The following is an 18497-nucleotide window of genomic DNA, read 5'->3' on the forward strand; positions in this document are numbered from 1 at the left end:
CGGTCAGCCCTTCCGCGGGTCCAGCGCATGGACGGTGATGTCGGAGATCATGTTGCCAAGGACGAAGACGGTGGCGACCACCAGCACGCAGCCCTGGATCATCGGGATGTCGCGGGCGAGGATGGCGTCGTAGAGCTGCAGCCCCACGCCGGGCCAGTTGAAGATGATCTCGGTGAAAACCACGCCGCCGAACAGGTAGCCGATCTGCAGCCCGCCGATGCTGGCGAAGGTCGGCAGGGTGTTCCTGACCCCGTGCCGCAGCACCACCTGCCGCCGCCGCAGCCCGCGGGCGCGGGCGGCCAGGATATAGGGCTCGTTCAGCACGTCGATCATGCGCGACCGGGTGACCCGGGCGACCACGGCGATGGAGGAGGCCGCGGTCACGCTGGCCGGCAGCACCATGTGGTGGATCAGGTCCCAGAACCCGCCGGGGCTGACGATGTTATACATCCCCGAGATCGGGAACAGCTTCCATTTGAAGGCCAGCAGGTAAAGCGCGACGATGCCCAGCCAGAACACCGGCAGGCTGGCCAGCACCAGCGTCAGCGCCACCACGGCGCGGTCGGTCAGGCTGCGGAAGCGCGGGGCGGACAGCACCGCCAGCAGGAAGCCGAAGACCAGCACCAGGGCCAGGCTGCCCGCCATCAGGATCAGCGAGTTCCAGATCTTCGGCACCAGGATCTGCGCCACCGGCAGCTGCTGCGCCAACGACACGCCGATGTCGCCCTGCATCAGCGCGCCGAACCAGCGCAGGTATTGCACGACGATCGGCTGATCCAGCCCCATGGTCTCGCGCAGGGCCTGAAGCTGTTCCTGCGAGGCCATGCGGCCCAGGATCGACAGCGCGATGTCGCCGGGCACCAGCTGCACCGACAGGAAGACGACGATGGTCACGCCGATCAGCACGGGGATCGCCGACAAGAGCCGGCCGAGCGCGAAGAGGGTCAGGTTCATGGCGGGGCCTCGGGGCACAGGGACAGTAGCCGCCCCCGCATAGCGCGGGGACGGCCGGACGCGTCATTCCTTGGTCAGGCCGGTCAGATCGACCCAATGCTGCGGCGCCAGCACGAAGCCCGAGACATTGGGCGCCAGCGCATAGACCGAATTGGCCGCGTAATAGGTGGTGAAGGGCATGTCGGCGGCGATGATGTCGCGCATCTCGTGCAGCTTGCCGTCCAGTGCCTCCTGCGTGGCCGAGGCCCGCGCCTCGGACAGCAGCCGGTCGATCTCGGGGTTGTCGTAATAGCCCGAGTTGCAGCAGCTGGGCGGCAGCGCCGTGGTCGTCACCACCTGGTCGAGCCAGGCGAAGGTGCTTTCCCCCCAGGAGGCCGAGGTCAGGCCGGTGCCCTCGCGCATTCCGGCCGACATCATGTCCCAGAAGGTGTTGTTGTCGAACATCTCGATGCTGGCGCGGATGCCGACCTTTTCCAGGTCGCGCTGGAGCCATTCGGCATCGCCCTTGGTGTTCACGTCCGAGCCGCCGCCGAAGGTCCAGTCCATCCGCGTCTCGAACCCGTCCGGGTAGCCCGCCTCGGCCAGCAGCGCCCTGGCGCCTTCGGGGTCGTAGTCGCAATCGCGGAAGGCCGGGTCGTAGCCCGGGCCGCCGGGGTTCAGGATGCCCCAGGCCGGGATGGCAAAGCCCTTGCGCTGATACTTGGCCATGTCCTCGCGGTTGATGGCCATGCAGGCGGCCTTGCGCACCCTGGCGTCGTCGAAATGCTCGTCCTTGGTGTTCAGCCACAGCACATAGACCATGGGCGAGGGGCCGGTGACGATCTGCATCCCCTGCGCCTGCAGCGTCTCGATCGAATCCGGCGAGGGGGTGCCGATCATGTCGACCTCGCCGCTCATCAGCGCCAGCTCGCGCGTCACCACCTCGGGGATGCCGCGCAGGACGATGGCATCCGCCTTCGGGATGCGCTCGGGGTTCCAGTAGGCGTCGTTCCTCGCGATCACCAGCTTCTCGCCCACCACCCGTTCCACGAACTTGAAGGGGCCGGTGCCGATGGGATGATCCTCGATCCCGTCGTTGCCGTAGGTCTTCACCGCCTCGGGCGAGACCATGCGCGGCGCCCCCGACCCGCCCGCGGTCAGCCGGCGCAGGAATTCGGCGTTCGGCTGCTTCAGGTCGATGCGGAAGGTGTATTCGTCCACCACCTCGTAGCCGACGAGATCCATCCAGACCCAGCCCATCAGCCCGGGCGAGGCCGGCACGAAATACTCGAACTCCGGGTTGGTCATCCGGTCGAGGTTGAACTTCGCCGCCTCGGCGTTCCAGGGGGTGCCGTCGTGGAAGGTCACGCCCTTGCGCAGGTGGAAGGTGTAGGATTTGCCGTCCTCGGAAATCTCCCAGCTTTCGGCCAGGGCGGGGACGATCTCGGGAACGGCGTCGCCACCCTTGGTCAGGTCCTCTTCCACGAAGCTTTCGAAGATGTGGCGCACCACCTTGAAGGTGTTCCAGGTGCGCGAGGCCGCCGGGTTCATCCGGCTGAAGTCGGCCTCCACCGCCATGACGATGGTGGTCTCGGCCAAGGCGGGCGCGGCAAGCGAAAGGGCGAGGCCGGTCACCGTGCCCTTGAGCAGCATTCGAAGCGAAGAAACTCTGGTCATGCGGAAACTCCTGTTGGGATGGGCTTGCGGTTTTCTTGTGGTTGCGCGGCGAACCGCGGGTCGTGGAGGAAACAGGCGACGGCCCTTTCGTCGCCGGCAGGCAGAAGCGCGGGATCGGCGGTCATGCAGCGGTCCAGCCGGTGGGTGCAGTTGGTGACATAGGGGCAATGCTCGCTGGCGATCGGCGGCGGCGCCCCCTCCAGATCCTCGGCCCGCTCGGCGGCGCGCTCCCACCGGCCGTCGCGGCGCAAGTGCAGCACGGTGCCGAGAAAATCCTGGGTGAAGGGGTGCAGCGGCGCGCGATAGACCTGATCGCTGCCGCCGCTTTCCAGGAGCTTGCCGCGATACATCACCATGGTGCGGTCGCAGAACTCGCGCACGATCTTCAGGTCGTGCGAGACGAAGAGATAGGTCAGCCCCAGTTCCTTCTGCAGCCGCTGCAGCAGGTTCAGGATCTGCGCCTGGATCGAAACGTCCAGCGCCGAGACGGGCTCGTCCAGGAACAGGAACTCCGGCTCCAGCGCCAGCGCGCGGGCGATGGCGATGCGCTGGCATTGCCCGCCCGAGAATTCGTGCGGGTAGCGGTGCGCCTGCCGCGGGTCCAGCCCGACCATCTCCAGCAGTTCGTCCACCCGCCGGGCGGCGGCGGAGGGGGCCATCCCGAAGTTCAGCATCGGCCGGGCGACGTTCTCGGCCACCGTGCGGCGCGGGTTCAGCGATTGCAGCGGGTCCTGGAACACGATCTGCGCCCGGCGCCGGTGCTGGCGCAGCTCTTCCGCCGACAGCCGGCGCAGGTCGCGCCCGCCGTGGGTGATGCTGCCGCCGTCCGCCTCGATCAGCCGCAGGATCATCCGCCCCAGCGTCGACTTGCCCGAGCCGGAGCCGCCGACGCAGCCCAGGATCTCGCCCTTGCGGATGTCGACCGAGATGTCCCGCACCGCATGGTTCAGCACCGTCTCGCGGGTGAAGAAGCCGCCGCGGCGGATGCGGAAGGTCTTGGAGAGGTTGCGGATCTCGATCAGGTTTTCCATTGTCCCCTCACACCAGATGACAGCGGACGGACCGCCCCGGCCCCACCGCGCGCAGGGCGGGCTGGACCTTGTAACACTGCGCCTCCGCCAGCGGGCAGCGCGGGGCGAAGCGGCAGCCCGGTGGCGGATCGGCCAGGTTCGGCGGCTCGCCCTCGATGAAGAGCCGCTCGCCCCGCGGCGCGTCGGGATCGGGGATCGCGGCGATCAGCGCCCGGGTATAGGGATGCAGCGGCCGCTCCAGCAGGTCCTCGACCGGGGCCTCCTCCTGCAGCTGGCCGCCATACATCACCAGCACCCGCGTCGCCATCGCCGCCACCACGCCGATGTCATGGGTGATCAGGATGACCGGCAGGCCTGTGGCCTGGCTGCGCCGTTTCAGCAGCATCAGGATGCGCGCCTGCACCCCCACGTCCAGCGCGGTCGTCGGCTCGTCGGCGATCAGCAGCTCCGGCTTGCAGGCCAGCGTCATCGCCAGCGCAATCCGCTGGCACATGCCGCCCGACAGCTGGTGCGGATAGCTGGCCAGCACCCGCTCGGCATCCGGGAAGCCGACCTCGCGCAGCGCCTGCGCCGAGGCCGCGCGCGCCGCGGTCCGGCTCAGTGCGGGGTCGTGCCGGCGCAGCGTCTCGACCAGTTGCGCGCCGATGGTGAAGGACGGGTCCAGCGAGGCGCGGGGATTCTGGAAGATGGTGCCGATCCGGCGGCCGCGGACCTCTTCCATCTCGCGTTCGGACAGCGCCAGCAGCTGCGCCTCGCCCATGCGGACCGATCCTTCCAGGTAGCGGGCCGGGGGCACGGGCAGCAGGCGGGCGATGGCCATGGCCGTCACCGTCTTGCCCGAGCCGGATTCGCCGATGATGGCCAGGACCTCGCCCTTGCTGATCGACAGCGTCACATCCTCGACCGCGACGATCAGCCCCGCCGGAGTGGAAAAGCCCATGCGCAGATCGCGCACATCGAGAGTGGCAGCAGATGGCATTCCGTTCCTTTCGCGTGTTCGGCTACTGGAGGGATGTCACTATTGTATACGAGTAAACTATTGTATCGCTCACAACTATGTATCCAATATTTGCATCCGCCTAGTGATTCTTTCCGATCCTTGCGCGCAGAGTGCGGGTCCTCCGAGGCTCCTCTGCGGGGACCGGGCCACACAGAGGAGTTCTCGGCGCTGAAATTCATGGGAAAAGATTGGGGCCTGAGGCCAGTTGCCGAGCCTCCTCCTGCCCCCTCTCTGCTACGGATCGGCAAAGCGAAGAAAGGCTACGCTCAGGACGCCGCTGGAAGAGAAGCTCTTGGCGCAACAATCATTGTATACAATGAAGGCGCCCATCCTGCCACCGGCCGTGCCGGGATCGCCACCCAGCACCACCGAAGAAATGGCCTGAAGGTGAAGGCAGATTGCGCACTCGTCCGACCCGGCGACGGAATCGGAAGAGGCCCCCCCGCAGAAAGCCATCAAAACCCGCGAAACCGCAGGATGCGTCGATCTCTGGTGCTGTCGAGAAAAATCCAGTGCCGTTTGCGACGCTTGGCAGTCGCCCGACAGGAGGTTCAGTGGTGAGCCCGACAGGATTCGAACCTGTGACCCACTGATTAAAAGTCAGTTGCTCTACCAACTGAGCTACGGGCCCACGCCGGGGGTGATTAGAAAGATGCGCGGCGGGGGTCAAGGGCGAAAATGCGCGGGCTCTGGCAAAATCTGAACGGCGGGCGTATGAGGGGCGGCATGACCCGGATGGATACCCCGCAGGGCCTCGCCTTCATCAAGATGCATGGCGCGGGCAACGATTTCGTCGTGATCGACTCGCGCGGGCGCGGGGCGGCGGCGACGCCTGCGCTGGCTCGCGCTCTTGGCGACCGCAACCGGGGCGTGGGTTTCGACCAGCTGGCCGAGATCCGCGATGCGGAGGATGCCGACATCGCGCTGGATTTCTGGAACAGCGACGGCTCGCGCGCCGGGGCCTGCGGCAACGCCACCCGCTGCGTGGCCGACCTGGTGATGCAGGGGCCGCGGCTGACCATCCGCACCGGACGCGGGCTGCTGCGGGCGGAGCGGATGGGGGACGGCAAAGTCGCCGTCAACATGGGGCCGCCGCAATTGGACTGGCGGGAGGTGCCGCTGGCGCACGAGACCGATCCGCTGCACCTGCCGCTGTCCGGCGATCCGGCGGCGGTGGGAATGGGCAATCCGCATTGCGTGTTCTTCGTGCCGGAGGCCGAGGCGGTGGACCTGCCCTCGCTCGGCCCGAAGCTGGAGCACGACCCGCTGTTCCCGCAGCGCACCAATGTCGAATTCGTCAGCCTGACCGGCCCCGACCGCCTGCGGATGCGGGTGTGGGAGCGGGGGGCGGGCATCACCCTGGCCTGCGGCTCGGGCGCCTGCGCCGCGGCGGTGGCGGCGCATCTGCGCGGGCTGACCGGGCGGCGGGTGGTGCTGGATCTCGACGGCGGCCGGCTGGAGGTGGACTGGCGCGAGGATGGCGTCTGGCTGACCGGCCCGGTGGCGCGGGTCTTCGACGGCCGGCTCTCCCCGGCCTTCCTGGCCGCCCATGCGTGACCGCCATGCGTGACGGTGCGAACTTCCGCCCCCCGGTGTTCTCCACCCTCGGCTGCCGGCTGAACGCCTATGAATCCGAGGCGATGCGGGAACTGGCCGAGGCCGCCGGGCTGGAAGGCGCGGTGATCGTGAACACCTGTGCGGTAACGGCCGAGGCCGTGCGCAAGGCCAAGCAGGAAATCCGCCGGCTGGCGCGGGAAAATCCCGGCGCGCAGGTCATCGTCACCGGCTGCGCGGCGCAGACCGAGCCGGAGACCTTCGCGGCGATGCCCGAGGTCTCGCGTGTCGTCGGCAACCACGAGAAGATGCGGGCGGAGACCTGGAAGGGGCTTTCGGTGCCCGACCTGATCGGCACCACCGAGAAGGTGCAGGTCGACGACATCATGTCGGTGCGCGAGACCGCCGGCCACCTGATCGACGGCTTCGGCCGCCACCGCGCCTATGTCCAGGTGCAGAACGGCTGCGATCACCGCTGCACCTTCTGCATCATCCCCTACGGCCGCGGCAATTCCCGCTCCGTCCCCGCCGGGGTGGTGGTAGAACAGATCAAGCGGCTGGTAGGCAAGGGTTTTCTGGAGGTCGTGCTGACCGGGGTCGACCTGACCTCCTGGGGTGCCGACCTGCCCGGCGGGCCGCGCTTGGGCGACCTGGTGATGCGGATCCTGCGGCTGGTGCCGGACCTGCCGCGGCTGCGGATCAGCAGCATCGACTCGATCGAGGCGGACGAGATGCTGATGCAGGCCATCGCCACCGAGCCGCGGCTGATGCCTCACCTGCACCTGTCGCTGCAGGCCGGCGACGACATGATCCTGAAGCGGATGAAGCGCCGCCACCTTCGCGACGACGCCATCCGCTTCTGCGAGGAAGCAAGGCGCCTGCGGCCGGACATGGTCTTCGGCGCCGACATCATCGCCGGTTTCCCGACAGAAACAGAAGAGATGTTCATGAACTCACTGAAGCTGGTGCAGGACTGCGGGCTGACCTTCCTGCATGTCTTCCCGTTCAGCCCGCGCAAGGGCACCCCCGCCGCCCGGATGCCGCAGGTCTACGGCGCCGAGATCAAGGATCGCGCCGCCCGGTTGCGGGCCGCGGGCGACGCGGCGCTGGCGCGGCATCTGACGGCCCAGCAGGGCGCGCTGCACCGGGTGCTGACCGAAGGGCCGCGGATGGGCCGGACCGAGCAGTTCACCGAAGTGGCCTTTGCCGAAGACCAGCCCGAGGGGCGCATCGTCGAGGCGCGGATCACCGGCCATGGCGGCGGGATGCTGACGGCCGGATAGGCCCGTCAGCGGCGGATGGTGTCGCCCAGATCCAGCGTCGGGGTCAGCTCGATGACCTCGCCGCCGATCACCCCGCCGGGCCGCTTGCCGGCGATGATTTCGGCCGATTTCTGGCCGATCTCCAGCCGGCAGGCATCCATCGTCGCCAGCTTGCGCGGCAGGCCGTCCAGCAGTTCCATACCATTGAAGCCAGCCAAACCGATCTTCCCCGGCACGTCCAGCCCCTGGTCCAGGCACCACAGCAGCCCGCCGGCGCCGATCATGTCGTTGGAATAATACAGGAAATCCACGTCCGGCGTGCGTTGCAGCAGCGCCTCGGTCATTGCGCGGCCCTGCAGCAGCGACGATCCGCCGGCGTAGTATTCGCGGTCCACCAGCGTCAGCCCGGCCTTGGCCAGCGCCTCCTCGAACCCCTCCAGCCGCTTCTTCGCGCGGGTGTCCTGCTCCGGCATGTGGGTGCCGAGGAAGGCGATGCGGCGGTAGCCGGCGGCGATGATCGCCTCGGCCATCTGGCGACCGGCGCGGCGGTGCGAGATGCCCACGGCGGAATCCACCGGGGTGCCGTCGATGTCCATGATCTCGACGATGGGGATTCCTGCCTGCGCCAGCATGGCGCGCGCGGCCTCGGAATGCTCCACCCCCGCCAGGATCAGGCCCGATGGCCGCCAGGACAGCATCTCGTAGATCACCTGCTCCTCGCGGTCGTGCAGGTAGTTCGACACGCCGACCACGGGCTGAAGCCCGGTGTCCTCAAGCACTTCCGAGATGCCGGTCATCACCTCGGGGAAGACCATGTTGGACAGCGAGGGGATGATCACCCCCACCAGGTTCACCCGCTGCGAGGCCAGCGCCCCGGCGATCTTGTTCGGCACATAGCCAAGGCTGCGGGCCGCCTCCAGCACCCGTTCCCGCGTCGCGCCCGACACGTCGCCGCGGTTGCGCAGCACCCGGCTGACAGTCATTTCGCTGACGCCGGAGGCTTCGGACACGTCCCGAAGGGTCAGGGTGCGGCGCGGGTCTGGAGTGGGCGGCTTCGACAATCTCTGGCGTCCGGCAAGGGGCTTTTTCCTAGTTAGCCCCAAAGCGGCCCCTTGTCCAAGGACCATTTCCATGGTAATGATAGCGCTAACAGCGACAAGCTGCCGATATCCGTTGCGTCCTGCAAGCTCTCGAACCAGGACGCAAGGGTCCCAAGGGGGAGTGGTGGGCCAAGTTCACTCCCCCTTATCTTTTCCCCGACACGCCGAAGACCTGGTTGCCATGCCCGCCGTCATTGTGCATTGAAGGAACGCGGGCCCCGTAGCTCAACGGATAGAGCGTCCCCCTCCTAAGGGGAAGGTTGCAGGTTCAAGTCCTGCCGGGGTCGCCACGCAGGGCCGGAGGGGACGATGCGGGCGGCGAAGCTTCAGGATTTTCTCGATCAGTCGGCGCAGGCGCTGCGGGCCGCGCGGGTTCCGTCGGAGCGGGCGGCGCGGGCCTGCGAGCGGGCGATCGCGCTGTGGCAGGGGGCGGAGGGGACCCCGGGCACGGCGGCGGCCGACCGGCTGCCGGTCTGCCAGTGGCTCGATCCGGCGCTGGAGATCGCCGCGCAGGGACCGCGGGCGGGGCTGGCGCGGGCGTTCGCGGCCATAGAGCCGGGGCTGGTCTGGCGCCGGCGGGCCTCGGCCAATCCCTCCGATGCCGCGTTCTGGAACGGCCATGCCAATGCGATGATCCTCGGCCCCGGGGGGCTGGAGGACCGCAAGGACATCTGGATCGGCGCCACCGTGATGGCTCCCGGCACCACCTATGCCGACCATGACCACCCGCCCGAGGAGGTCTATCTGTCGCTGGCCCCGGGCGAGTGGTGGAATGCCGAGATGGACTGGACCGACCCCGGCCCCGAAGGCGCGATCTACAACCCGCCGGGCATCCGCCACCGGATGCGCGCCGGCGACGGGCCGTTCCTGGCGCTGTGGTATCTGCCGGTCTGAGCCCGTTCAGAAATCCAGGTTTTCCACCGACAGCGCGTTCTGCTGGATGAACTCGCGCCGGGGTTCCACCACGTCGCCCATCAGCTTGGTGAAGATGTCATCGGCCTCGGCCAGATCGTCGACGCGGACCTGCAGGAAGGTGCGGGCCTCGGGGTCCAGCGTGGTTTCCCACAGCTGTTCCGGGTTCATCTCGCCCAAGCCCTTGTAGCGTTGCAGCGACAGGCCCTTCTCGCCCTCGGTGAGGATGGATTTCAGCAGGTCGATGGGGCCGTGGACCAGTTGCTCGCGGTCCTTGCGCGCCAGCCGGGCCGGGTCGCGGTAGATGTCGCGGTGCTGGCCGGCGATCTGGCTCAGCTTGCGGGCCTCGCCGGAGCGCAGGACGGCGCCATCCAGAGTGCGCAGCTCCTCCACCCCGCGCAGGATGCGCGACAGGCGGATGCCGTGGTCTTGGGTGATGCGGCCGTGCCAACCCTGCTCGAACTCCGGCGCGATCAGGTTCAGGCGGCGGGCGACGGTGTCGGCTACCGCCTGCAGGTCGTCATCGGCCCGGCCCGGGTCGAAGGCCCCGGCCAGCGCCGCCTGTTCCAGGATGCTGCGCGGGTAATGGGTCGGGAAGGCGTCCAGCACCCGGCGGAAGGAACGGGCGCCCTCGATCACCCGGGCGAGGTCCTGCCCGGCGATCTCCTCGCCCGTCGCCAGCCGCAAGACGGCGCCTTCGACGCCCATCTCGATCAGATAGTCGTCCAGCGCGGCCTGATCCTTCAGATAGACCTCGGACTTGCCGCGGCTGACCTTGTAGAGCGGCGGCTGCGCGATGTAGAGGTAACCGCCCTCGATCAGCTCCGGCATCTGGCGGAAGAAGAAGGTCAGCAGCAGCGTGCGGATATGCGCGCCGTCCACGTCGGCGTCGGTCATGATGACGACCTTGTGGTAGCGCAGCTTGCCGATGTCGAATTCGTCCCGCCCGATCCCGGTGCCGAGCGCGGTGATCAGCGTTCCGATCTCCTGGCTGGACAGCATCCGGTCGAAGCGGGCGCGTTCCACGTTCAGGATCTTGCCTCGCAACGGCAGCACCGCCTGATTGCTGCGGCTGCGGCCCTGCTTGGCCGAGCCGCCGGCGGAGTCGCCCTCCACCAGGAACAGTTCGGACTTCGCCGGGTCGCGTTCCTGGCAATCTGCCAGCTTGCCGGGCAGGGAAGCCACGTCCAGCGCGGTCTTGCGCCGGGTCAGTTCCCGCGCCTTCCGCGCCGCCTCGCGCGCCAGCGCCGCCTCGATGATCTTGCCGACGATGACCTTGGCCTGCGCCGGGTTCTCCTCGAACCATTCGGACAGCTTCTCGTTCACCAGGTTCTCGACCGCCGGGCGCACCTCGGACGACACCAGCTTGTCCTTGGTCTGGCTGGAGAATTTCGGGTCCGGCACCTTGACCGACAGCACGCAGGTCAGCCCCTCGCGGGCGTCGTCGCCGGTGAAATCCACCTTCTCGCGCTTGGCGATGCCGCTGGTCTGGGCGTAGGAGGTGATGGTCCGGGTCAGCGCGCCGCGGAAGCCGGCCAGATGAGTGCCGCCGTCGCGCTGCGGGATGTTGTTGGTGAAGGGCAGCACGTTCTCGTGGTAGGTGTCGTTCCACCACATCGCCACCTCGACGCCGATGCCGTTCCTCTCGCCGACCATGTAGATCGGCTCGGCCATCACCGAGGTCTTGGAGCGGTCGAGGAATTTCACGAATTCCCGCACCCCGCCGTCGTAGAACATCTCGACCCGCTGCGGCTCGGCATGGCGCTCGTCCTCCAGTACGATCCTCACGCCCGAGTTCAGGAAGGCCAGCTCGCGCAGCCGGTTCTCCAGCGTCTTGAAGCTGTATTCGAGGTTCGAGAAGGTCCCGTCCGGCCGGTTGGTGCGGGCGCTGGCGAGGAAGCGCACCTCGGTGCCGCGCTTGCCGGGGGCGGGGCCGACCTCGTGCACATGCTCGGTGCATTCGCCGAACTCGAACCTTCCGCGGTATTCGGTGTCGTTGCGCCAGACCGTCAGCTCCAGCCATTCCGACAGCGCGTTGACGACCGAGACGCCGACGCCGTGCAAGCCGCCGGAGACCTTGTAGGCGTTGCCGCCCTCGTCGGTGTTGTTGAATTTGCCCCCCGCGTGCAGCTGGGTCATGATGACCTCGGCCGCGGAAACGCCCTCTTCGGGGTGTATGTCCACCGGGATGCCGCGGCCGTTGTCGCGCACCGAGACCGAGTCGTCGGGGTGGATCTTCACCACCACTTCGGTGGCGTGGCCGGCCAGCGCCTCGTCGATGCCGTTGTCCACCACCTCGTAGACCATGTGGTGCAGGCCCGAGCCGTCATCGGTGTCGCCGATATACATGCCGGGGCGCTTGCGGACGGCCTCCAACCCCTTGAGGACCTTGATGGAATCGGCGCCGTATTCGGCGGGTTTCTTGGGCGCTTCGGCCATGCGTCGGTAACCTTCGTAAATGCCCGCGATTTATAGCGGTTTGCCCCGGCAATGTCACGCGCAGGACACCAGATTTTGTGTCAGGTGAAGGGGATCACCAGCCCGACCAGGATCAGCAGCAGGCCGGAGCCGATGTTCATCCGCCGCAGCGCCTGCGGGCTGGACAGAAGCTGCCGCGCCCGGTCCAGGAACAGCGCCAGGCCCAGGTTGCCCAGCATCGGCACCAGCGCCGAAATCGCCAGGATCGCGGCGATGTCGGGGACAGTGACGCGGCCAAGGTCGAAGAACCCGGGCAGGAAGCCCATGTAGAACAGGATCGCCTTGGGGTTGCCGATCACCGCCGCCACGCCGACCGAAAACCCCGCCCAGAGGCCGGGGCGGGTCAGCCGGCTGTCGGTGCCGGGCGGGGCGGGGCGTTTGCGGATCAACAGCAGCCCCATCGCGATGAACACCGCCGCGGCGACCCAGCGCAGCACAGAAAGGATGTCGCCATAGACCGACAGCACCCAGGCCAGGCCGAGGATGGCGCAGAGCGGCCAGATCAGGTCCCCCAGCGCCACGCCCACCGCCAGCGGCCAGGCCCCGCGCATCCCGCTCGACAGCGCCCGCGCGATCAGCGCCACCCAGACCGGCCCGGGCACCGCCCAGAGCCCCGCCATGCCGAGGGCGTAAAGCAGCAACTGCTGGCCGGTGACGGTCATGGCAGGGTCAGGCTACCGTCTTCGGCCAAGGGCCAGAACGGGTTCATGGCAACTTCCCAGACATGGCCGTCCGGGTCGGCCCAGTAGCCGGAATAGCCGCCCCAGAACACCTTCTCCGGGGCTTTCAATGGGGTGCCTCCTGCGGCCAGCGCAGCGGCGAAGGCCGCATCCACCTCGGCCTCGGTGGCGAAATTCTGCGCCAGCGTGATGGCCCCGGTGCCGAGTTTTGCGTCGGGACGGCCCTGGTCGGCGGCAAGGTCCGCCGCGCCGAACAGCGCCAGCGCCGCGCCCTGCATCTGGTAGAAGGCCACGCCGGGCTGGCTTTCGCCATGCTCCTTCCAGCCGAGACGCTCATAGAAGGCGCGCGCGGCCGCGAGGTCCGCAACGCCAAGGGTGATCAGGGTAACGCGCTGCGGGGTCACGATTGCACCAGACTGACGCCGCCCTCCTCGGCGACGGCGAAGCTTTGCCCGCGATTCCCCAGGCTGTCAAACAGCCCCGGCTCCGTCCCGGTCATCAGCGCCTGCGCCCCAAGGCCGCAGATCTCGTCGTAAAGCGCGGCGCGGCGCCCGGCATCCAGATGCGCGGCCACCTCGTCCAGCAGCAGGACCGGCGCATGGCCCAGGTCGGCAGCCAGCGCGTGGGCATTGGCGAGGATCAGGCTGATCAGCAGCGCCTTCTGCTCTCCGGTCGAGCATTGGTCGGCCGCCACGCCCTTCGCGGTATAGACTGCCGCCAGATCGGCGCGATGCGGCCCGGCCAGCGTGCGCCCCGCCGCCATGTCGCGCCGCCGCCCCTCGGCCAGCGCCTGCGCCAGATCCTCCGGGTTGCCCTCGGGATATACGAGCGTCAGTTCGGATTGCGGAAACTGCGTCTCAGCGCCCTGCTGCGCCCCGGCGATCCGGTCCAGCGTCGCCAGACGGTTGGCGGTGATCCGGCGTCCCGCCTCCTCCATCCGCGCCTCCAGCGCGGTATACCAATGCGGGTCCTGCACCTGGTCCTTCAGCAGCCGGTTGCGGTCGCGCATGGCCTTTTCATAGGTCAAAACCGCCTCGGCATGGTCGGGGGTGAAGGACATCACCATCCGGTCCAGGAACCGCCGCCGCCCCTCCGCCGCCTCGATCCACAGCCGGTCCATCGCCGGCACCAGCCACAGCACCCGCAGGATGCGGCCCAGCGCGACCTGCGTCGCCGCCTTGCCGTCGATGCGGGTCTGCCGGGCCTCCTGCCCCTCGGCCCAGGTCTCGATCTCATGGGCGCCACCGATACCGAACACCTGTGCGGAAACCTTCCAGCCCAGCGATTCCGGCCGCCTCGCCAGCTCCTCGGCCGAGGCGCGGCGCAGCCCCCGCCCTGGCGACAGCAGCGACACGGCTTCCAGGATATTGGTCTTGCCCGCCCCGTTCGGCCCGACGATCGCCGCCGGCCGGCCGTCGAAGACCAGCCGCGTCGTCCGATGGCTGCGGAAATGCGACAGGCTCAGCGTGGTGATGGCAAGCCCGCCCAAGCCCTCTTCCTCTTGATGAAAATACTCCGGGGGGTCCGGGGGGCTGGCCCCCCGGGCCGCCGGTCACACGCGCATCGGCATCACGACATAGACCGCTGAAGTATCATTGCCCTCGCGCATCAGCGTCGGGTCGCCGGAGGAGTTGAACAGGAACACCGCATTCTCGCGGTCCACCTGGGATGCGATCTCCAGCAGATACTTGGCGTTGAAGCCGATCTCCAGCCGCTCGTCGCCATAGGCCACCGCCAGCTCTTCCTCGGCCGCCCCGGAATCCGGCGCGTTGACCGACAGCACCAGCCGGTCCTCGTCCAGCGCCAGCTTCACCGCGCGCGACCGTTCCGAGGATACCGTGGCCACCCGGTCCACCGCCTTGGCGAACTCGCTTGCGTCCACCTCCAGCCGCCGCGTGTTGCCGGTCGGGATCACCCGGCTGTAATCCGGGAAGGTGCCGTCGATCACCTTCGAGGTCAGGGTGATCGCCGGGGTGGCGAAGCGCACCTTGGTCTCCGACACCGAAACCGCGATCTGCGCCTCGTCGTCGTCCAGAAGCTTGCGCAACTCGCCCACCGTCTTGCGCGGCACGATCACCCCGGGCATCCCCTCGGCCCCCGCGGGCAGGGGCGCGTCGATCCGGGCCAGCCGGTGGCCGTCGGTCGCCACGCAGCGCAGCACCGGCCCATCCTCGGCCGTCGCCACATGCATGTAGACACCGTTCAGGTAATAGCGGGTCTCCTCGGTCGAGATGGCGAATTTCGCCTTGTCGAACAGCCGCCGCAGCTCGGGCGCCTTGGCCGAGAAATTGGTGCTGTATTCCGACGAGGCCATCACCGGGAAATCTTCCTTCGGCAGCGTCGCCAGCGAGAAGGTCGACCGCCCCGCGGTGATGGTCAGCCGGCCCGAGGCGCTGTCTTCCGACAGGTTCACCAGCGCGCCGTCGGGCAGCTTGCGGACGATCTCGTGCAGCATCACCGCCGAAACCGTGGTCGCGCCTGCCCGTTCCACCATCGCATCGGTGCGGTCCACCACCTCGATGTCCAGGTCGGTGGCGCGGAAGGAAACCTGCGCGCCCTCGGCCTCGATCAGCACGTTGGCCAGGATCGGAATGGTGTTGCGCCGTTCCACCACGGATTGGGCCTGGGCCAGCGCCTTCAGAAGCGTGCCGCGTTCGATCGAAAGTTTCATCCCTTTTCCCCCTGCCGGACCCCGGAACCGGGGACGCCGACATTACCCGGCTTTCGCCGGTGCGCAATCGTTCCGCGCGACTTTGAGAGGCTTTCCATGGGCCGTCAAGGCCGCCGGCGGTCAGCCCTGCAGCATCCGCTTCAGCAGTTGCAGATCGTCCGCAAGCTGGCTGTCCAGCGCCATCAGTTCCTCGATCTTGCGCACGCCGTGCATGATCGTGGTGTGGTCGCGTCCGCCGAAGCGGCGGCCGATCTCGGGCAGCGACCGCGGGGTCAGCTGCTTGGCCAGATACATCGCCACCTGCCGCGGCCGGGCGATGGTGCGCAGCCGCTTCGGCCCGATCATGTCGGCCAGGCGGATGTTGTAATGCTCGGCCACCTTGCGCTGGATTTCCTCGATGGTCAGCTTGCGGTCGCTGGCCCGCAGGATGTCGGCCAGGCAGTCCTGCGCCAGGTCCAGCGTGATCTCGCGCCCGACCAGCGAGGCGAAGGCGAAGAGCCGGGTCAGCGCGCCTTCCAGCACGCGGACATTGGTGGTGATCCGATGGGCCAGGAACTCCAGCACCCCGGGGGCGATCTGCAGGCCCTTGTATTGGTTGCGGTAGACCTCGACCTTCTGTTGCAGGATGCCCAGGCGCAATTCGTAATCGGTGGGATGCAGGTCCACCACCAGCCCGCATTGCAGGCGGGACTTGATCCGGTCCTCCAGATCCTTGATCTCGCCCGGTGCCCGGTCGGCCGAGATGACGATCTGCTTGTTCTGGTCGACCAGCGCGTTGAACGTGTGGAAGAATTCCTCCTGGGTGGAATCCTTGCCGGCGATGAACTGCACGTCGTCGACCATCAGCACGTCGACCGACCGGAACAGCTGCTTGAAATCCATCACCTGCTTGTCGCGCAGGGCCTGGATGAAGCGATACATGAACTGCTCGGCCGACAGATACAGCACCCGCAGGTCGGGGCGGCGGGCCTGAAGCTCATGCGCGATGGCGTGCATCAGGTGGGTCTTGCCCAGACCGACGCCGCCGTAAAGGAACAGCGGGTTGAAGGTGACCGGCCCGCCCTCGGCCACCCGGCGGGCGGCGGCATGGGCCAGTTCGTTCGGCTTGCCGACCACGAAAGTGTCGAAGGTGAAGCGGGCGTCCAGCGGCGCGCCGGGCAGGTCGTCGTCCTGCGCCGGGCGGCTGCGGGCGGCGCGCGCCGCAGGCTTCGCCGGCGCCTCGGCCTGCGGCCGGGCGGCGGCCACGGCGAATTCGATCCGGTGCACCTCGGCCCCGGCGGTGACGAGCTGGCTGCGGATGTGGTCGGCATAGTTGCGTTGCACCCAGTCACCGAAGAAGCTGGTCGGCACCTCGAAATGCGCCACCCCGTTCTTCAGCCGGGCCAGCCGCAAGGGTTCGATCCAGGTGGTATAGTTGTTCTTGCCCACGCGCTGCATCAGCGCTTCCCGGACCTGGCCCCAAGTTTCGTTCGTCATCGTTTGCCCGACCTGCATACCTTTTTCCCGGGTCCTGACGGCCCCCGGGGTCCTTCCTTGCACCCCACACGCGACCCGCACACGCCACGGGGCCTGTCCGCCGCATCGGCAGGGACAGGCCGGACTCCGGTCCTGAGGAGGCAGGAACGACAAAGGGCGCCGCAGCGGACTGCAGCCCAAGGTCCTTCTGGCCGGGATGCCACGGGCATCCTGTTAACATCTTGTCCGCAAACGAAATCCGCTATTTTCCGGCAAGCAGCCCGGCATTCTTTGGCAGCGCGGATTCAGTCTGCGACCACGATCTGTCCCCCAAGACGAAGTGAATCGCAGGCTGACGCTAGCCCGGCCCCGGCGGGCACTGCAACCGAACATCTCGCTTGACAGGGATTCCGTCGCGGCGAATCCCGGGACCCTTGGCAATTCGGCAACGGCCTGCCGAAAACGCCGTTCCGGGGGCCGGAAAAACCAACGGGGACGCAGCCGGAAAGGGCTGCGTCCCCGTCGATTTCCGCGATCCGAAAGGATCAGGCCTTGGCGGCCAGCGCCTTCACCCGCGACGACAGCCGCGACATCTTGCGCGACACGGTGTTCTTGTGCAGCACGCCCTTGGTCACGCCGCGGGCCAGTTCCGGCTGGGCGTTCTTCAGCGCCTCGGCGGCGGCGGTCTGGTCGCCCGAGGCGATGGCCTCCTCGACCTTGCGCAGGAAGGTGCGGATGCGCGAACGGCGCGCCTTGTTGACGGCATAGCGCGCCTCGGACTGGCGGGCGCGTTTCTTGGACTGGTCGGTATTGGCCATGGAAGGCTCCTTGCGGTCTGTTCGATGTCTATTGCACGAAAGACCGAAGGCCCCGATCCGGGATCGGGTTCGATTCTTGCCTAAGCGGGCCCACGCGCATGTGGGGCGGGCCTATAAGGCATCCACCGGGGAAAGGGAACAGGGAATCAGCGGTCCCGGAACTGGGGCTGCCGCTTTTCCAGGAAGGCGGCCATGCCCTCCTTCTGGTCCTCGGTGGCGAAGGCCGCATGGAACAGCCGGCGTTCGTGCAGAAGGCCCTCGGCCAGCGTGGTCTGCTCGGCCCGGTTCACCGCTTCCTTCACCAGCATGGCGGTGATCATCGACTTCTCGGCGATCTTGGCGGCGACCTTCATCGCCTCCTCGATCAGCGACTTGGCCGGCACCACGCGGCTGACCAGCCCGCAGCGTTCGGCCTCTGCCGCCTCCATGAAGCGGCCGGTCAGGTGCATGTCCATCGACTTCGACTTGCCCACCAGCCGGGTCAGCCGTTGCGTCCCGCCCATCCCCGCGACGATGCCGAGGTTGATCTCGGGCTGGCCGAATTTCGCGGTGTCGGCGGCGATGATGAAGTCGCAGATCATCGCCAGTTCGCAGCCGCCGCCCAGGCAATAGCCCGAGACCGCCGCGACGATCGGCTTGCGCACCCGCATGATCGCCTCGGCCTCAGGGCCGAAGAGGTTGTCGAAGAACACGTCGGCGAAGCTTTTCCCCGCCATCTCCTTCACGTCCGCCCCGGCGGCGAAGGCCTTCTCCGAGCCGGTGATGACGATGCAGCGCACCTTGTCGTTGGCCTCGGCCTGCGTCACCGCGTCGGCCAGCTCGCGCATGATGGTGGTGTTCAGCGCGTTCAGCGCATCGGGGCGGTTCAGCCGGATCAGGGTGGTGTAATCCTCGATCTCGACGATCAGCGTCTCATAGGCCATGGC

General features: G+C 67.8%; 16 protein-coding genes and 2 tRNA genes. 4 read left to right on the top strand and 14 right to left on the bottom strand.

Annotation, left to right across the window (positions count from 1 at the left end):
• Positions 1-3: 3 nt before the first annotated feature.
• The 5 genes from G5B31_RS02285 to G5B31_RS02305 form a co-directional block, all read right to left on the bottom strand.
• The gene (locus G5B31_RS02285; protein ID WP_205911764.1) at positions 4-954 is read right to left on the bottom strand and encodes an ABC transporter permease; all 951 of its coding nucleotides are present in this window, start codon (positions 952-954) and stop codon (positions 4-6) included.
• 63 nt (positions 955-1017) lie between these two features.
• Complete coding sequence (locus G5B31_RS02290; protein WP_165013359.1) at positions 1018-2610, bottom strand: ABC transporter substrate-binding protein; 1593 nt, start codon at positions 2608-2610, stop codon at positions 1018-1020.
• Entirely contained in the window at positions 2607-3641 is a 1035-nt protein-coding gene (locus G5B31_RS02295) for an ATP-binding cassette domain-containing protein (protein ID WP_165013361.1), read from the bottom strand. The genes G5B31_RS02290 and G5B31_RS02295 overlap by 4 nt, the downstream gene beginning before the upstream one ends.
• A 7-nt stretch (positions 3642-3648) precedes the next feature.
• Positions 3649-4620 (bottom strand): ABC transporter ATP-binding protein, encoded by a 972-nt coding sequence (locus tag G5B31_RS02300; protein WP_165013363.1) that lies wholly within the window; start codon positions 4618-4620, stop codon positions 3649-3651.
• 576 nt (positions 4621-5196) lie between these two features.
• Positions 5197-5272 (bottom strand) — tRNA-Lys (locus tag G5B31_RS02305).
• 95 nt (positions 5273-5367) lie between these two features.
• Here G5B31_RS02305 and dapF point away from each other — a divergent pair.
• Together dapF and mtaB are read left to right on the top strand one after the other, a co-directional pair.
• Positions 5368-6198, top strand: a complete 831-nt coding sequence (dapF, locus tag G5B31_RS02310) for a diaminopimelate epimerase (protein WP_165013365.1) — start codon at positions 5368-5370, stop codon at positions 6196-6198.
• 5 nt (positions 6199-6203) lie between these two features.
• Positions 6204-7478, top strand: a complete 1275-nt coding sequence (mtaB, locus tag G5B31_RS02315; RefSeq protein ID WP_165013367.1) for a tRNA (N(6)-L-threonylcarbamoyladenosine(37)-C(2))-methylthiotransferase MtaB — start codon at positions 6204-6206, stop codon at positions 7476-7478.
• Between the two features lie 5 nt (positions 7479-7483).
• On the opposite strand, the gene G5B31_RS02320 is transcribed toward mtaB, so the two are convergent.
• A complete protein-coding gene (locus G5B31_RS02320; RefSeq protein WP_276616081.1) occupies positions 7484-8518 on the bottom strand; it encodes a LacI family DNA-binding transcriptional regulator in 1035 nt (344 codons plus the stop codon).
• A 253-nt stretch (positions 8519-8771) separates the two neighbouring features.
• Here G5B31_RS02320 and G5B31_RS02325 point away from each other — a divergent pair.
• Both G5B31_RS02325 and G5B31_RS02330 read left to right on the top strand, forming a co-directional pair.
• Positions 8772-8847, top strand: a tRNA-Arg gene (locus G5B31_RS02325).
• 19 nt (positions 8848-8866) lie between these two features.
• Positions 8867-9451, top strand: coding sequence for a dimethylsulfonioproprionate lyase family protein (locus G5B31_RS02330; protein WP_165013371.1), 585 nt, complete (start codon positions 8867-8869; stop codon positions 9449-9451).
• A gap of 6 nt (positions 9452-9457) precedes the next feature.
• On the opposite strand, the gene gyrB is transcribed toward G5B31_RS02330, so the two are convergent.
• From gyrB to G5B31_RS02370, 8 genes are all read right to left on the bottom strand, one after another.
• Positions 9458-11908, bottom strand: a complete 2451-nt coding sequence (gene gyrB, locus G5B31_RS02335; RefSeq protein ID WP_165013373.1) for a DNA topoisomerase (ATP-hydrolyzing) subunit B — start codon at positions 11906-11908, stop codon at positions 9458-9460.
• Between the two features lie 80 nt (positions 11909-11988).
• A complete protein-coding gene (locus G5B31_RS02340; protein WP_165013375.1) occupies positions 11989-12609 on the bottom strand; it encodes a LysE family translocator in 621 nt (206 codons plus the stop codon).
• Positions 12606-13031 carry a VOC family protein gene (locus G5B31_RS02345; protein WP_165013377.1) on the bottom strand — a complete coding sequence of 142 codons (426 nt, stop codon included), beginning with the start codon at positions 13029-13031 and terminating at the stop codon, positions 12606-12608. The genes G5B31_RS02340 and G5B31_RS02345 overlap by 4 nt, the downstream gene beginning before the upstream one ends.
• A complete protein-coding gene (recF, locus tag G5B31_RS02350; protein WP_165013379.1) occupies positions 13028-14116 on the bottom strand; it encodes a DNA replication/repair protein RecF in 1089 nt (362 codons plus the stop codon). The genes G5B31_RS02345 and recF overlap by 4 nt, the downstream gene beginning before the upstream one ends.
• Positions 14117-14179: 63 nt before the next feature.
• Positions 14180-15298, bottom strand: a complete 1119-nt coding sequence (gene dnaN / locus G5B31_RS02355) for a DNA polymerase III subunit beta (RefSeq protein ID WP_165013381.1) — start codon at positions 15296-15298, stop codon at positions 14180-14182.
• 120 nt (positions 15299-15418) lie between these two features.
• Positions 15419-16774, bottom strand: coding sequence for a chromosomal replication initiator protein DnaA (gene dnaA / locus G5B31_RS02360; RefSeq protein WP_240904236.1), 1356 nt, complete (start codon positions 16772-16774; stop codon positions 15419-15421).
• A 524-nt stretch (positions 16775-17298) separates the two neighbouring features.
• Positions 17299-17571 (bottom strand): 30S ribosomal protein S20, encoded by a 273-nt coding sequence (rpsT, locus tag G5B31_RS02365; RefSeq protein WP_165013385.1) that lies wholly within the window; start codon positions 17569-17571, stop codon positions 17299-17301.
• 146 nt (positions 17572-17717) lie between these two features.
• The gene (locus G5B31_RS02370; RefSeq protein ID WP_165013387.1) at positions 17718-18494 is read right to left on the bottom strand and encodes an enoyl-CoA hydratase; all 777 of its coding nucleotides are present in this window, start codon (positions 18492-18494) and stop codon (positions 17718-17720) included.
• Positions 18495-18497 lie beyond the last annotated feature (3 nt).

The organism is Rhodobacter sp. SGA-6-6 (assembly GCF_011043545.1).
In the GTDB taxonomy this organism is placed as follows: domain Bacteria; phylum Pseudomonadota; class Alphaproteobacteria; order Rhodobacterales; family Rhodobacteraceae; genus Pseudogemmobacter.